Raw genomic sequence first — 13,943 nt, 5'->3', positions numbered from 1 at the left:
AATGCGTTTAGGGTCTGTCTATCGTGTTCTTGGCGGACGTTGCCCTTGCGGGATTGGCGCGGCGGGCGACGTTCAGGATGGGGCCGGCGCAGCGTCGTCCGGCGTGGCGAACCGCGACTGGTTGCGGCCCTCGTCCTTGGCCCGGTACAAGGCCCGGTCCGCGCGCCGGAGCAGGCCTTCCGCTGTTTCCATCGGCTCGGCGAAGGCGATACCAGCGGAGCAGGTCTGCTGGTTCGGGGTGCGCTGACGGAGGCGCTCGATGACCGTGCGCGCCTGATCCGGACCGGTGTGAGGGAGCACCACCACAAACTCCTCGCCCCCGTAGCGGGCGACCGTGTCGCTGGGGCGCAGTTCCTGATGCCAGGCGGCGACCAGGTCGCGCAACAGGCGATCACCCTGCGCGTGGCCGTGCTGGTCGTTGTACTGCTTGAAGTAATCCAGATCGATGAAGGCTAGGGTGAGCGGTGTGTCCAGACGCCGGGCACGCGCAAGTTCTTCCTCGAGAACGGTTTCCAGCTGTCGGCGGTTCGCCGCGCCGGTGAGAGGATCGGTGCGCGAGAGTTGCTCCAGCGCCTGGGCCTGGCGTTGGGTCTCCCGGATCAGGCCGCTCATGCGAACCAGAACCAGCAGGAAGATCAGGATGGAGGCACCGGCGGCGACGCGCACCGTGTCGGTATCCACCCCGGCGGTGAACAGGATGATCCCCGGCACCAGTACCGCCGCAGAACCCAGGATGTAGAGCCTGCGGCGGGAGAGCTCATGGCTGCCGGTGCGGTCCTCCGGATTTACCTGGGTCGAGGGGTGCCAGGCGGCTGCGGCGAACAGGGTATAGGCGATCAGCCAGCCGGCATCGGTCAGTCCGCCGGGCTGATACCAGCCGGTGGAGTTCCCATGGGCGTAGAGCAGGTCGGCGCTCAGATAGGCCAGAACGCCGAGCAGCAGCAACAGCTGGCCATCAATGTGCGTGTTGTAGCGAAACACCAGGCGCAGTACCAGTGGCAGCAGCATCAGGTCGAACACTGGGTAGCCGGCCGACACCAGCAGCTGGAGGCTGGTCAGTTCCGGATCGTACACATAGGGCTGGATCAGCAGCGCCCAGGCGAGCACCGCCGCGGAGATGCCGACGATCAGGGCGTCGCCCAGGGCACCATCGTGCCGGTCCGTGGGGCCGCCCAGTCGCCACAGGGCGACAATGAATAGCGGATACACCGCCAGGTACAGGAAGTCCGGCGCCGCCGGAAACGGCTCAAGGCCCTGCAGATCCAGGACATACCAGATCAGGTGCCCGGTACCTCCGAGGAGCAGGGCGGTCGCGATCAGGATCCAGGCCGAACGGCACCAGGGGCCCCGGTCACGAAACAGCGAGGCCGCAACCACGGCGGCGGCGCCAAGGCTTGCCGCTACATACAAGGCCGCGGCAGTGTGGCCGTAAGGCATGGCCACATAGGCAATGGTGGCCACAAGCCCGATCGCCAGCCACACAAGCCATTGGCGTCGGCCGGATCCAGGCGTCATGGCCTGGGTGTGCGGATTATCTGAATCGGTCATTGATTCCCCCTGAGCCCTGATGTTGGCAGAAGCGACACGTTTTCGCGCGTGCCGCGTTGGGGATGGCAATCGCCGTGTTTCTGTCATAGGGTAGAACGAACGTTCGTTCTAGGGTGCGACATGTCGGCTGCGGTACAGGAGAATCTGCGCGGGGATGCGCTGCGCCAGCGTGTGCTGGAAACGGCGCTGGAGCTGTTCGGCACGGCCGGGTATTTCAACACCTCGATTCACGACATTCGGCGCGAGGCCGGGGTCTCGATCGGCTCGATCTACCACCACTTCGGCAACAAGGAGTCGCTGGCCAAGGCCCTGTACGACGACCTGCTGGAGCGGATGGATAGTGGGCTGCGCGAGGTGATGGAGCAGCAGCGGACGTGCCGCGCGCGCTGCGACGGCATCATCGCCTTCATGTTCCGGGCGGCGACCGACGATCCCCGCACCATGCGCTTCGTGCTCGAGGCGCGCCATCGGGAGTTTCTGCCAAACGAGCCGCCCGTTTGTTCGTCGCGGCCCTTCCTGCGGATGCGCGAGTGCATCGAGCAGGGCATTGCCTCCGGCGAGGTTCGCCCTATCGAAGTCCCGGTCGCTGCCACCGTGGCGTTTGGCGGGGCGATCCGCCTGCTCCACCTTCATCTGGACGGCGTCCTCGAAGAGCCCCTGTCGTGCTACCTCGCGTCGATGCAGGACGCGGCCTGGCGGGCGATTGCGAGTGATCCGCCTGCGGCCACAAACCACCCTACCTAGGAGACCGAAGAATGAAAATGCTGGCTGTTCTTTCCCTGATCTTGACGCTGTCCGTGGTGTCACTGTCCGCGCATGCGGAACCGACGGATACCCGGGCCCTGGAGGGTGTCGACCAGGGCCGGGTCGTGTTTGACCTGAACAACAATGACCCAGAGCTGCTTGCGCTGTATCTGATGGTAATCCGCGAGACCTTCAACGACCTGACCGATCAGGGCGTCGAGCCGGACATGATCCTCGCCTTTCGTGGTCGGGCGGTGACGATGGTCAGCGAGGATCGCGAGCGCTTCGAGCTGACCGAGTTCGACCATCTGGATGCGATCGAGGAACACATTGCCGCGCTGAAGGAGAAGGGCGTGCGGATGGAGTCGTGCGCCGTTGCCACCCGCCTGTTCGGGGTGGATCACGGCGAACTGCTGCCGGGCATCGAGCCAGTGCGCAACACCTTCGTCTCGCTGACCGGCTACCAGGCCCAGGGCTACGCAGTGATCCCGATCTACTGAGCCGCCTAATGCGGCCACACCGGGCCCGAAAACAAGACAAGCGGGCCCCAACCCCAAAGGAGACATAGCTCATGCGAAACCGAATCCTGATCCTGCTGCTGGCCGCCTTGCTGCCTCTCGGGTTGATCTCGAAGGCGAATGCAGAAGGCCTGGACAACCGCGAGGCCACCCAGGGCATCGAGACCATGCGCGCGGTCTACGACATGCGCAAGTCCGACCCCGACGTGATGCTCGCCTACCTCCGTGGCATCGCCACCAATCACGAGAATCTGGTGAAGGAAGGCGTGGAACCGGACCTGCGCATGGTGTTCATCGCCGAGGCGGTCAAGTTCATCACCACCGACCCCGAGCCCGAGATCGCGATGGACCACGGCGACACGCTGGAGGAGATCGCGAAGGCCGTCGAACGCCTGGACGAGCTGGGCGTGCGCATGGAGGTCTGTGCCGCGGCCACGCGTGCCTATGGAGTGGACAACGACAAGGTCCTCGATGCGATCAAGCCGGTCCGCAGCGGCTTCATCGCCGTGATGGGCTACCAGAATCAGGGCTACGCGCTGGTTCCGGTCTACTGAGCACCTCCGGGACCTCTCACACGGTCCCTTTTCCGGCCGTCACAGGGATGTGACGGCCTTTTTTGTGCCCATGCCGCGTCAGGCGATGCGGTAGGCCGAGGCCAGGTCCCGCACGCGGGCGGCGATGCCGGCGACGTCCTGGCTGGCCGTGGAGGTCTGTTGCGCGCCACGGGAGGTATCGCCGGTGAGGTCGTTGATGGTGGCGATATTGCGGTTAATCTCCTCGGCCACCGCATTCTGTTCCTCGGCCGCGCTGGCGATTTGGGTCGTCATGTCACTGATGCGTCCCACCGCCTGAACGATCGATTCCAGTGCCTCGCCGGCCCGTTCCGCGTCGTGGCTGGTCGATTCCGCCATTTCGCGCCCGCGCCCCATCGCGTTGACGGCCTCCCGTGTGCCGGCCTGCAGGGCCTCGATCATGGCCTGGATGTCCGCGGTGGAGTCCTGGGTGCGGGAGGCGAGGGTACGCACCTCGTCGGCGACCACCGCGAAGCCGCGACCCTGTTCACCCGCGCGGGCGGCCTCGATCGCGGCGTTCAGCGCCAGCAGGTTGGTCTGCTCGGCAATCCCGCGGATTACATCCAGCACCGAGCCGATCTGCTGGCCCTTTTCGTCGAGGCTGCGGACGGTGCCCTCGATGGTCGCGACCTCGCCGGACAGTCGGCCGATCTCCTTGACCACCGAGCGCACGACCTCGCCCCCGTCCCGGGATTCCTGATCCGCTTCCTGGCTGGACGAGGCGGCATCGGAGGCATTGCGTGCGACCTCCTGCACGGTGGCGGCCATCTCGTTCATCGCCGTGGAGACCTGTTCGGTCTGCGACTGCTGCTGGTCGACGTTGCTGTTGGTCTGGCTGCTGACGGCAGAGAGCTGCTCCGCGGCAGAGGCCATCTGGTCGGTCAGGCCCCGCAGTTCCCGGATCGATCCCTCGAACTGCTCGAGCATGCCGTTCAGGGCTCGGGCAGTGGCCCCGATCTCGTCGTCGTTCCCGATCTCGACCCGTTGTGACAAGTCGTGATTCTCTACGATTGCAGAAAGGGTCTCGCGCATCCGCGACACCGGGGTGGCGATCGCGCGGTAGGTCCATGTGCCGATCACGACGACCGCAATCAGCACGATCAGCAGCACGATGCCGGTGCGCAGGAGTACCTGGCCGTAGACCTCCGATACACGCTCCGCCTCCACGCCGGCAACCTCGATCTGCAGGTCGACCAGTTCGGTTATGCGGTCGCTGATTGGGTCGATGGTGTCGTACAGCGGGCCGTTGAACGCGCCCAGCTCGCCCTCGACGTTGCCGGTCATCCCGGACAGGGCCTGTTCCAGGCGGTCGAGATCGGCATTGGCTGCCTGGAATTCCTCGATGGCGGCGGTGGCCAGCTCTTCCTCTCGGGGGGTGAGCGTCGTGGCCATGTAGCGCTCCCAGATTTCGTCGATCTCGGCGCGGGCGGTCTGGACCCCGTCGAGGGCTTCCTCGGCCGACATCAGGCCGTTGTCGGCCTTGTTCACCGCGTCGATCACTAGAATCGCGTAGTTGTCCGCGATCGTCTTGAGCTGCTGCAGCGGCACTACGCGGTCGTCGTAGATGCTCTGCACCCCATCCTCGATGGTCGCGATGCCGCGTCCTGCCATCAGCGCGACCACGAGCAGTGCCAGCACAGGGACGATGATGGTGATCGCCAGTCGGGAGCGGATATTCAGCGAACGGGGCATGGGCAAGTCCTTTCGTTAGTACTTCGATCCCGGGCGATTGTGCTCGGGGCAGAGAGTTTAACGGCAGGGTCAAGCCCGTTTTTAGGGAGTGGTCAGGGAAGGGGGCGATCCGCATGTGGCGGGCGGAAGGGCATGCGGGTGTGTGTCGCAGCTTCAGGTTTTGTTGTTGAGCAGGTCGGCGAAGCCGTGGTTGACGTCGCGATGGCCGGCCTCGTCTTCGCGTACGGCGCGAATAACATCGGACAGGCGTGCGCCCTCCGGCAGGTCCCAGTACTGGATGGCGCGATCCGGTGCCGGGATGTTCTCGATCGCACCGGTCTCCACTTCCTCCAGGTAATCGGTATAGCTGATCACGGCCTCCTCCTCGAAGTAGCCGACGATCCGGTGCGCGGTGCGCGAGGAGACCACGTAAATCAGGAAATACAGCGTGTAGAAGAACCCCTGCGCCACGATGATCAGGAGCCGCTCCAGCCAGTTGGGCGAGGCGATCTCGATGAAGGTGAGCAGGTGCATGCGCTCGTTTTCGGCCTCGTCCATCAGCGTGCGGATCCAGCCGTGGTCGTCCTCCATGCGGCGCAGCGAGCGCAGATGCTGCAGTGTGGCGCCGACCATGCCGGGGACCCCCGCGACGGTTTCCAGCACCACGGCGCGGTGCCCGTAGCGGCGGGCAAAGAAGGTGTCGGCGAACAGGCGCATCAGCGATGTGAAGGCGCGTGCGACACGGTCGGAGAAATCGCGCGGTTCGTGATGGCGACTCAGGTCCGTTTCCTGGTTGATGCTCATACAGGCTCCCGGGCAGGGCGCAAAACCATGGATGTCCTGTCTCGAGAGTAGAGTCAGCCACCCTCACTGTCGTTCCGCCGTGTCACAAAAATGCGCCGTTTCGCGCAGCGCAGGAGCGTCTGGCGTTGAGGTTCGGGGCCGCTGCGTTCACAATACGCCCCTCTATATCTCCCGTGTGCGCGAACAAGCCGGCGGTTTTCTGGCGGCTCAAATTCGTGTGTGCGGATTCCCGCGCGGGCCCGGGCCGCGCCGCGCGGGGGCTAACGGGGCGTTGCCCCGGCCCTGAGCGAATCGATGATCAAACTGCGCACCTACGTCTACATGGATTCCCTCCAGCCCCAGCTGGCGGAATACATGGCCACCGTCTCCCAGGGCTTTCTGCCCGTGCCGGGGGACGCGTGCCTGTGGGTGGAGGTGTCGCCGGGCATGGCCGTGCACCGGCTGACCGACGTCGCGCTGAAGGCCACCCGGGTGCACCTCGCGCAGCAGGTGGTGGAGCGCGAGTTCGGTTCCATGGTGATCCACCATCGCGACCAGAGCGATGTGCAGGAGGCCGGTCGCGTGCTGTTGCAGCGCCTGGGGGCGGATCAGTCCGATCGCCAGCCCTGCCGTATCCCGTGGCAGGAGACGATCCGCGGCATGACGCCGGACCACACGGTGCTGATCAACCGCCAGAACCGGCGCGGCAACATGATCCTGCCCGACCAGAGCATGTTCATCCTCGAGGCGGAGCCGGCCGGCTACATCATCTATGCGGCCAATCAGGCGCTGAAGGCCTCCCATGTCTCGCTGATCGACGTGCGCGCGGTGGGCGCGTTTGGCCGCCTGACGCTGGCCGGCTCCGAGGCGGACATCGACGAGGCGGCGCGGGCGGCGATCCACGCCCTGCACAACCCCGCCGGAACATAAGATGCATCGCGCGCAACTGCTCGAGCTGCTCGCCCATCACCAGACCCCGTTCATCGAGGAAGCCGGCTTTGTGCGCCGCGCACTGGACTTCGTGCAGGCCCATCCGGACTGCTTCCACTGCGATCTCCTGCCGGCGCACGTGACCGGCTCGGCCTGGGTGGTCAGCCCGGATCGCGAGCGCGCGCTGCTCCTGCTGCATGGCAAGCACCACCGGTGGTTCCAGCCGGGCGGGCATGCCGATGGCCAGTCGGACATCCTGCAGGTCGCCCTGCGCGAGATCCACGAGGAAACGGGCCTGGCGCGGGAACATATCCACCTGGTGGCCGAGGACGTCTTCGACCTCGACATCCACACGATCCCGGCGAGCCCGCATTTCCCGATGCACGAGCACATCGACGTGCGTTTTCTGCTGGAGATCGACGACCGCCTTCCGGTCCCCGGCAGCCACGAATCGCACGACATCCTCTGGGTACCGCTGCAGCACGTCTCGCGCTACAACAACAGCCGTTCCCTCTGGCGCATGGTCGAGAAGACCCGCCGCCTGCGCACCTGGCTGCACACGCATCCACGCTGATCACGCGGCCCCAGGCCCGCTCAGCGTTTCCCTCAGCGGGGCTTGACCGGCGCGTAGTCCTCGAAGCCGCAGCTCATGCAGTGAAAGCGCGCCTCGTAGCCCGCGCCGTCATCGCGTGTGCGCATCGAGCCGGGCTGGAAGTTGAACGAATGCAGCGTGCAGCGCGGGCATCTCAGATTCGTCTCCCGGGGTGCCCGCAACTCCCCTGAATGGTCCGCCTGGCTGGTTCCCGAGGCGGGTTTATCGCCACTTGACCGTGCCGCCAGCTCTCCCTTCAGCTCGTCGGCGAGCGTGCGTGCCGCAGCCGCATGTTCATCGGCGGCCATCCCGGCCAGTTGATCGATCCGTTCCTTGAGTCGCGCCAGCTCGGCGGCGTCTGTCATGGTGGTTTCTCCTGTACCCCTTGGGCTGGGCGTTCCGTTGCCGGGCGCTGTTATGGAAGCTCGCGCCGTGGCTGTCTATGTTCAGGGAATCACATCCGGCAACAACAGGACACCCCGATGCGTACATCATGGCTGGCTTTGGCCCTGTTCGCGGCGGCAACCGTCGCGCAGGGGGACGAGATCACCGCGGATTCCTTGGTCGAGGATGCCCGGTCCGAGGTCACCGATATCGACCGGGAGGGCCTGCGCGAGCTGATCGCGAACGAGCCGGACCATGTCCTGATCGACGTGCGCTCGCACCAGGAGATCGAGCTGGGCGGCGGGCAGATCCGCTCGCACCTCACGCTCAACATCCCGCGGGGCGAGCTGGAGTTTCGCATCCCGGGTGCGGTGTCTGACAAGGGCACGGCGATCGTCGTCTACAGCGACGAGAACCGCCGCTCCGCCCTCGCGGCGCAGACGCTCGAGCGCATGGGGTATACCAACGTGCACAACTACGCCGGCGGCTTCCCCGAGTGGAAGGAGGCCGAGTTGCCGCTGTACGTGCTCGACAAGGCGCTGGATTCCTTCCTCTACGACATGCCGCAGGAAGTGACCGATGGCGTGTGGTCCGCGATCGGTGCCACCCAGCCCTCCACCTACGAGAACTCGGGCCACAACAACAACCTGTCGTTCATCATCACCGACGATGGCGTGGTGGTGATGAACGCCGGCGACAACTATCTGCTGGCTCAGTCCCTGCACGAGGAGATCAAGAAGCGCACCGATCAGCCGGTGAAGTATGTGGTGCTGGAGAACGCCCAGGGGCACGCGATGCTCGGCATGACCTACTGGCAGGAGCAGGGCGCAACGGTGATCGCACACGAGGACGCCGCGCGCGAGATCGAGCAGAACGGCCAGCGCAGCCTGGAGGGTGCCCCGAACCGCACCCGCGACAAGGCGTTTCTGACCGAGCTCGGCACGCCGGACAAGATCTTCGAGGATCGCGTCGAGCTGGACATGGGGGGCGAGATTATCGAGGTGCTCTACCTCGGTCCCGCGCATGCCCCGGGGGACATCGCCCTGTGGGCCCCGGAACGCAAGACGCTGATCACCGGCGACCTCGCCTTCCACGAGCGCATGCTGCCGATCTTCGAGTACACCGACACCGCCGGCTGGATCGAGACCTGGGACAAGCTGGAGGCGATCGAGGCCGACTACATCATCCCCGGCCACGGCGGTCCGGTGACCGACTTCGAGCAGCTGCGCAAGTACACCCGCGACTACCTCGTCTTCCTGCGCGAGGAGGTGCAGGAGATTCTCGATACCGGTGGCACGCTGAACGACGCCTACAACATCGATCAGTCGGCCTACCGCCACCTGGACACCTACGACGAGCTCCACCGGCAAAACGCCGGCCGCGTCTTCCGCACCATGGAGTTCGAGGACTTCTGATGCCAACTGGCGGCGGGGGCCTCCCTCGCCGCTACTTCGACTTCAGCAGGTCGCGGATCTCCGCGAGCAGCTTTTCCTCGTTGCTGGGGGCGGGCGGCTCGGCGGGCGCGGCATCTTTTTTGCGCTGCAGCCGGCCAATCATCTTGATCGCGGCGAACACCACCATCGCGATGATCAGAAAATCCACCACGCGCTTGATGAAGATGCCGTAATTGATCGTCACCGCGGCGACGCCGTTCTCCGCCTCGCGCAGCACGATCACCAGCTCCGAGAAATCGACCCCGCCGACCAGCAGGCCGATGGGCGGCATCAGCACGTCCGACACCAGCGACGACACGATCTGCCCGAATGCCAGCCCCACGATCACGCCTACGGCCATGTCGATGACATTGCCGCGCGCTACAAACTGTTTGAACTCCTCGACGATGCCCATGACCGTTCTCCATTCCCGGAGGTAAAGAAGTTCCTATAGGCCAGCGCTAAGGCCGTTTCCATGGGCGGTGACGGGCCGTATTCAAGGCAATTATCGGTAGCCCCATGGGCGCGTGACTTGCGCAACTTCGTTCCGTGCGTCTAGAAATAGGTATATAGGCAATACAGGTTTGTATGGGGTGCCGTGCACGCGGCCCGGGGGAAAGCGCCATGAAACACACAGAAGCAGCATCTTCGACCATGGGTCACCGCCATCGGGATATGCACCTCGTGCTCTGGTGCGTGATCGGACTGTTCTGGTGGGTGGCCTCCGCGGCGCAGGCGTCGCCGGGCCCGGATTTCAGCGAGCTCTTTGGTGACAGCGACTTTATCGAGATCATCGAACGCGACGAGGGGCTGGAGACGCGGCCGACCGGGTACGTCTCGCAGGATGTCGAACCGGACCACGTGCTCCGGATCGACCTCAACGAGGGCCAGGTGCCGATCGGGCAGGGCGTGGTCTACGACGGCTTTCTGATCGACGGCCAATTGCCGGGCCCGACCCTGCGCGTGACCGAGGGCGACATCGTGCGCATGGAGATCACCAATAGCGGGGCGGTGATGCATGGGGCGTCGTTCCATGCCGCCTACACCCAGACCTCCAAGCATGTCGGTTCCATCATGCCCGGGCAGACCAAGTCGATCACCTTCCGCGCCACCACGCCGGGGGTCTTCATGTATCACTGTGCGCCGGGCGGCCATGCGATCCCCATGCACGTGATGTTCGGCCAGTACGGGATGATGGTGGTCGAGCCGCGCGACAAGCCGTACCAGCTGGAAGAGGACCTGGGCCAGGAACCCGATCTGAAGCTCTACATGCTGCAGCACGAGCTGTACGCCAGCGGCAAGGAGGCGGTGGAAGGGGATCCCAGCTACACCGCCTTCAATGGCGAGCTGTTCCGCTACGTGGAAAACCCCATCCCGGTGCGCCCCGGTGATTACGTGCGCATGTACTTCCTGAACGTGGGGCCCAACCTGCTCTCGACCTTCCATATCGTCGGCATCGTCTGGGACTACGTGTACTGGCAGGGCCACCCCGAGGCCATGTGGCCCGGCGGGCAGACGGTCACCGCGGGTCCCTCGGACTCCTGGGTGATCGAGTTCCGGATACCGCCGGAGGAGGGCGTCTACACCATGCTGGATCATGGCGTGGGGGGCACCAGTCGCGGTGCCATTGGGCTGCTGGATGCCCGTGCGGACGCCGATACGCCTTCCGAGATCCTGGCCGAGGGCCCGAGCTACGAGCCGGCGGAACTGGAAGAGCGGATTGGCGAAGCGCGGCGAATTCTTTCGCCATTCGGCATCCCGGACGCCGATGCCAACCCGGTACCCGCGCGGGCCGATCGGCCGGTTCGGTTCAGCTCGGATATCGAGGAAGTCGTGATCGAGATGAAGGGCAATGCCTTCTACCCGAAGATCGTCGAGGTGGCGCCCGGCACCAAGATCACCTGGGTTAACGAGGATGTCTTCACCTACGGACACGGCGAGACCTCCGGTGCGCACAACGCGGTGGCCCTGAGCGGTCCGCAGTCGTTCGCCACTGAGTTGCTGGCACACGCCGAGAGCGACAGCGTCACCCTGACCGAGCCGGGCACCTACGACTACATCTGCGCCCCGCACCCCTACATGCAGGGCCGCATCATCGTGCGCGACAGCGACTGACTCCGGCCCGAGCGGGACAGCGCCCGCAACAGGCGGCGATGATCGCCGCGCCGCAGGCAGGCTTCAGGAGCCGTGGGCGGCGCGGGAGTCGGATGGTGCCTGGTCGCGGTCGTGCATGCCGTAGTCGCGCACGACCTCGGCCACGCGCAGGCGATAGTCGACAAAGATGTCGCCGCGCCCGGCCGCCTGCACCTGACGGTGCGCCTCCAGGTTGCGCCACTGGCGCACCGCGTGCTCGTCGCGCCAGAACGACAGCGACAGCACCTTGCCCGGCTGGCTCAGGCTCTCGAAACGTTCGATGGAGATGAAGCCGTCCACGTCCTTCAGGTGCTCGCGCAGGCGCGCGGCCGCATCCAGGTAGTCCTGTTTGCGCTCGGCATGCGGTTCCACTTCAAAGATCACGGCAATCATGGCGGCTTCGCTATCGGCGGGATGAGGCGCCGATTAAAGCACGCCAAAGCCCATTGTGCGGAAGCCGCGGCGCACCTGTGACCCACGGCGCACCCGTCACCCAGCACCCGCTAGTCATCCCGGAAACCGCGCAGCGGTTATCCGGGATCTCCGCTCGCGGGACGGGTGCGGTCGGTGGGGCTTGCCGGTGCATGAGATCCCGGCTCTACGCTTCGCTTCGGCCGGGATGACCAGGTGTGGCGACCGCCGCTCGAGGCAGGGCCCCGAGCGATGACAGGCGGGTTCAGGCCGTCTCGGCCTCCCCGCTGGGGGAAGCCTCGCGGCGGATCAGGTAATCCACGTAGAGGAAGCCGAACGGCACGACGCCGAGGAACAGGACCAGTAGCCACTTCCACACCGGCCAGCCGCTAAGGTGGCTGGCGATCAGGGAAGTCGCGCCGTAGATGATGAACAGGATGCCGTGCACCCAGCCGACATAGGTGACGGCCAGCGGCATATCCGCATAGGTGCGTAGAGGCATCGCGATAAACAGCAGGGTAATGAGCGACAAACCCTCGAGAACGCTGATCAGGCGGAAAAATTTCATGGGAGGGACCGGAGGAACGGGAAACGCGGCGGAGGGTAGCACGAAGTGCGACGGGCGCCACGAAATGGACCAGGCAATGTGGCCGGTTTAATCCTTGCGCGGGTTGCGCACCGACTGGGCGTAGCCCTTGGCCCGGGCGCGGATCTCCTCGAAGAACAGCGCCTCCCAGCGTGTGTTGTGCTCGTCGGGCGAGAGGCTTCCGTCGGCCGGCTCGTTCTTCAGGCGTGTATCGGCTGCCGCCTCGGCCTCGTTCAGGATCTTGCTGAACACCTCCTGGGCAGCGGCGGCCGTAGGGTCGATCCCGTTGCGCTTGAGCACGTCGGCCAGCAGCGCACCGCCTTTTTTCCACTTCGACCAAAGCCTCACGCATCCTCCTCGGGCAGGGTGCAAGGAATTGGTGGCGGCCCCGCTATGGAATGATTGTGCCCAAAGCCTCTCGCGAAGATGAAGAGGCAGCACACGGACACGGTATTCTGCCTGCCGGGGCGTGAACCTCCGGCAGGCATGTATGGATTATTGGTCGGGATTGTGCCCCGGTGCCACTATCTCGATCACCAGGAATCGCAGTCGGCTACGGAGCAGCGTGATCTCGGCCAGCGAGTTCTTGCGCAGCCCCAGCAGACGCGAGCCCAGAGGGGACAGGATCGATATCTTGCCGCGCTCGGGCTGGGCATGCTCCGGCTCGCAAAGCTCGACCAGATAGGTTTCCTCGGTCTGCAGGTCCAGTAACCGGACGCAGCAGCCAGCCTGGATGACTTTCCCGCACTGGGGAGCTGTGTCCGTATGGGGTGTCTCGCTCTCGATCTTCTCGAGTAGCGAGGCCAGGTCGACTGGTGTGCCAATCGCGCCCCAGTAGTCCTGGCGGACCCAGCGATTGACCTGGGAATCGTAGGCTTGACGAAGGTAAGACGAATTCTTGCGCGCCACGGTCGCATCTCCTGTTCAGGTGTTAGAAGAAGGCATGGGCCGGGCGCGGAACATTCGGCGCCCGGCCTAAGTGAGGGTTCCCGTCATCGTGAGCTCCATCGTTTGATAAGTGTCTGTTAGAATTAAAGAAATAAGGATGCTACCCAGGCACCCCGAAAAAGGCAAATCCATGTGAATCGTGGCATTTTTAGTGTGCCTAATCCCGATTTTTTCGATCCCGAGTGCAAAGGAGCCTTCATGGCGAACGAGACGAACGACCCGCAACTGGAAATCAGCGTCAGTTCGGCGCGCGAACTGGTCGATATCGGCCTGGCCGTGTTGCTGGATATCCGCCAGCCCTTCGAGCTGGAGCTGGAGGGTGAGGTGGAAGGCGCGGTGTCGGTGCCGCTGTTCCGGCTGAAACAGCTGCTGGGGCGCGAGATCTCGGAGGAGGAGCAGGAACTGCTGGACGCGGACGAGCCGGATGATCGCGACTTTCAGCACTTCCTCTCGCTGATCAATCGCTACCACGTGACGCAGGATCAGATCCTGCTGTGCCTGTGCAACAGCGGTCGGCGCAGCCTGCGCGCCGCCGAACTGCTGCGGGAGCTGGGCTATGCACGCTGTCTCTCGGTACGTGAGGGCTTTCGCGGCTGGAAGGACTAGGGGCCTGTCGTATTTTGGCGATTCGTTGACTGTCCGGCGATTCCGGGCCTTGTCGGGAACCCGTGGGCGTGCGTGGCTGTCGCT

The 13,943-nt window shown here is 64.8% G+C and carries 17 protein-coding genes; 8 read left to right on the top strand and 9 right to left on the bottom strand.

From position 1 onward, the window contains the following. Positions 1 to 72: 72 nt before the first annotated feature. On the bottom strand, positions 73 to 1,482 hold the full coding sequence (locus F466_RS0111580) for a diguanylate cyclase (protein WP_018137860.1): 1,410 nt from the start codon (positions 1,480 to 1,482) through the stop codon (positions 73 to 75). A gap of 186 nt (positions 1,483 to 1,668) precedes the next feature. Here F466_RS0111580 and F466_RS0111575 point away from each other — a divergent pair, with 186 nt between their 5' ends. The 3 genes from F466_RS0111575 (at position 1,669) to F466_RS0111565 (ending at position 3,364) form a co-directional block, all read left to right on the top strand. Then, positions 1,669 to 2,292 carry a TetR/AcrR family transcriptional regulator gene (locus tag F466_RS0111575; RefSeq protein WP_018174819.1) on the top strand — a complete coding sequence of 208 codons (624 nt, stop codon included), beginning with the start codon at positions 1,669 to 1,671 and terminating at the stop codon, positions 2,290 to 2,292. An 11-nt stretch (positions 2,293 to 2,303) separates the two neighbouring features. Beyond that, on the top strand, positions 2,304 to 2,792 hold the full coding sequence (locus tag F466_RS0111570; protein ID WP_018137862.1) for a DsrE family protein: 489 nt from the start codon (positions 2,304 to 2,306) through the stop codon (positions 2,790 to 2,792). Positions 2,793 to 2,863: 71 nt separating this feature from the next. After that, entirely contained in the window at positions 2,864 to 3,364 is a 501-nt protein-coding gene (locus tag F466_RS0111565; protein ID WP_018137863.1) for a DsrE family protein, read from the top strand. Between the two features lie 78 nt (positions 3,365 to 3,442). On the opposite strand, the gene F466_RS0111560 is transcribed toward F466_RS0111565, so the two are convergent. Further along, positions 3,443 to 5,074 (bottom strand): methyl-accepting chemotaxis protein, encoded by a 1,632-nt coding sequence (locus F466_RS0111560; RefSeq protein ID WP_018174820.1) that lies wholly within the window; start codon positions 5,072 to 5,074, stop codon positions 3,443 to 3,445. Between the two features lie 153 nt (positions 5,075 to 5,227). After that, entirely contained in the window at positions 5,228 to 5,857 is a 630-nt protein-coding gene (locus F466_RS0111555; RefSeq protein ID WP_018994183.1) for an alternative oxidase, read from the bottom strand. Positions 5,858 to 6,151: 294 nt separating this feature from the next. Between F466_RS0111555 and F466_RS0111550 the strand changes: the two genes are divergently transcribed. Together F466_RS0111550 and F466_RS0111545 are read left to right on the top strand one after the other, a co-directional pair. Beyond that, positions 6,152 to 6,766, top strand: coding sequence for a microcompartments protein (locus tag F466_RS0111550; RefSeq protein ID WP_018137866.1), 615 nt, complete (start codon positions 6,152 to 6,154; stop codon positions 6,764 to 6,766). A 1-nt stretch (position 6,767) separates the two neighbouring features. Further along, on the top strand, positions 6,768 to 7,340 hold the full coding sequence (locus F466_RS0111545) for an NUDIX hydrolase (protein WP_018174822.1): 573 nt from the start codon (positions 6,768 to 6,770) through the stop codon (positions 7,338 to 7,340). A gap of 32 nt (positions 7,341 to 7,372) precedes the next feature. On the opposite strand, the gene F466_RS0111540 is transcribed toward F466_RS0111545, so the two are convergent. Next, entirely contained in the window at positions 7,373 to 7,723 is a 351-nt protein-coding gene (locus F466_RS0111540; protein WP_018994182.1) for a hypothetical protein, read from the bottom strand. Positions 7,724 to 7,840: 117 nt separating this feature from the next. Between F466_RS0111540 and F466_RS0111535 the strand changes: the two genes are divergently transcribed. After that, positions 7,841 to 9,157: a rhodanese-like domain-containing protein gene (locus F466_RS0111535; RefSeq protein ID WP_018994181.1), complete on the top strand. Its 1,317-nt coding sequence runs from the start codon at positions 7,841 to 7,843 to the stop codon at positions 9,155 to 9,157. 31 nt (positions 9,158 to 9,188) lie between these two features. Here F466_RS0111535 and mscL read toward each other — a convergent pair whose 3' ends face one another. Beyond that, positions 9,189 to 9,590, bottom strand: coding sequence for a large-conductance mechanosensitive channel protein MscL (gene mscL, locus F466_RS0111530; protein WP_018994180.1), 402 nt, complete (start codon positions 9,588 to 9,590; stop codon positions 9,189 to 9,191). Positions 9,591 to 9,829: 239 nt separating this feature from the next. On the opposite strand from mscL, the gene F466_RS0111525 reads away from it, so the two are divergent. Then, positions 9,830 to 11,290, top strand: coding sequence for a plastocyanin/azurin family copper-binding protein (locus tag F466_RS0111525; protein WP_018994179.1), 1,461 nt, complete (start codon positions 9,830 to 9,832; stop codon positions 11,288 to 11,290). Positions 11,291 to 11,353: 63 nt separating this feature from the next. On the opposite strand, the gene F466_RS0111520 is transcribed toward F466_RS0111525, so the two are convergent. From F466_RS0111520 to F466_RS0111505, 4 genes are all read right to left on the bottom strand, one after another. Then, entirely contained in the window at positions 11,354 to 11,701 is a 348-nt protein-coding gene (locus F466_RS0111520; protein ID WP_018994178.1) for an antibiotic biosynthesis monooxygenase, read from the bottom strand. A gap of 283 nt (positions 11,702 to 11,984) precedes the next feature. Beyond that, positions 11,985 to 12,287: a DUF3817 domain-containing protein gene (locus tag F466_RS0111515; RefSeq protein WP_018137873.1), complete on the bottom strand. Its 303-nt coding sequence runs from the start codon at positions 12,285 to 12,287 to the stop codon at positions 11,985 to 11,987. 87 nt (positions 12,288 to 12,374) lie between these two features. Next, positions 12,375 to 12,653 carry a hypothetical protein gene (locus F466_RS0111510; RefSeq protein WP_018174827.1) on the bottom strand — a complete coding sequence of 93 codons (279 nt, stop codon included), beginning with the start codon at positions 12,651 to 12,653 and terminating at the stop codon, positions 12,375 to 12,377. A gap of 147 nt (positions 12,654 to 12,800) precedes the next feature. Next, positions 12,801 to 13,214, bottom strand: coding sequence for a GreA/GreB family elongation factor (locus tag F466_RS0111505; RefSeq protein ID WP_018174828.1), 414 nt, complete (start codon positions 13,212 to 13,214; stop codon positions 12,801 to 12,803). 237 nt (positions 13,215 to 13,451) lie between these two features. Here F466_RS0111505 and F466_RS0111500 point away from each other — a divergent pair, with 237 nt between their 5' ends. Beyond that, positions 13,452 to 13,859 (top strand): rhodanese-like domain-containing protein, encoded by a 408-nt coding sequence (locus F466_RS0111500; protein WP_018137876.1) that lies wholly within the window; start codon positions 13,452 to 13,454, stop codon positions 13,857 to 13,859. The last annotated feature ends 84 nt before the right edge of the window (positions 13,860 to 13,943 follow it).

This window comes from Thioalkalivibrio sp. ALgr1, assembly GCF_000378285.1.
In the GTDB taxonomy this organism is placed as follows: domain Bacteria; phylum Pseudomonadota; class Gammaproteobacteria; order Ectothiorhodospirales; family Ectothiorhodospiraceae; genus Thioalkalivibrio.
This window is presented reverse-complemented; position numbering and strand designations above follow the sequence as displayed.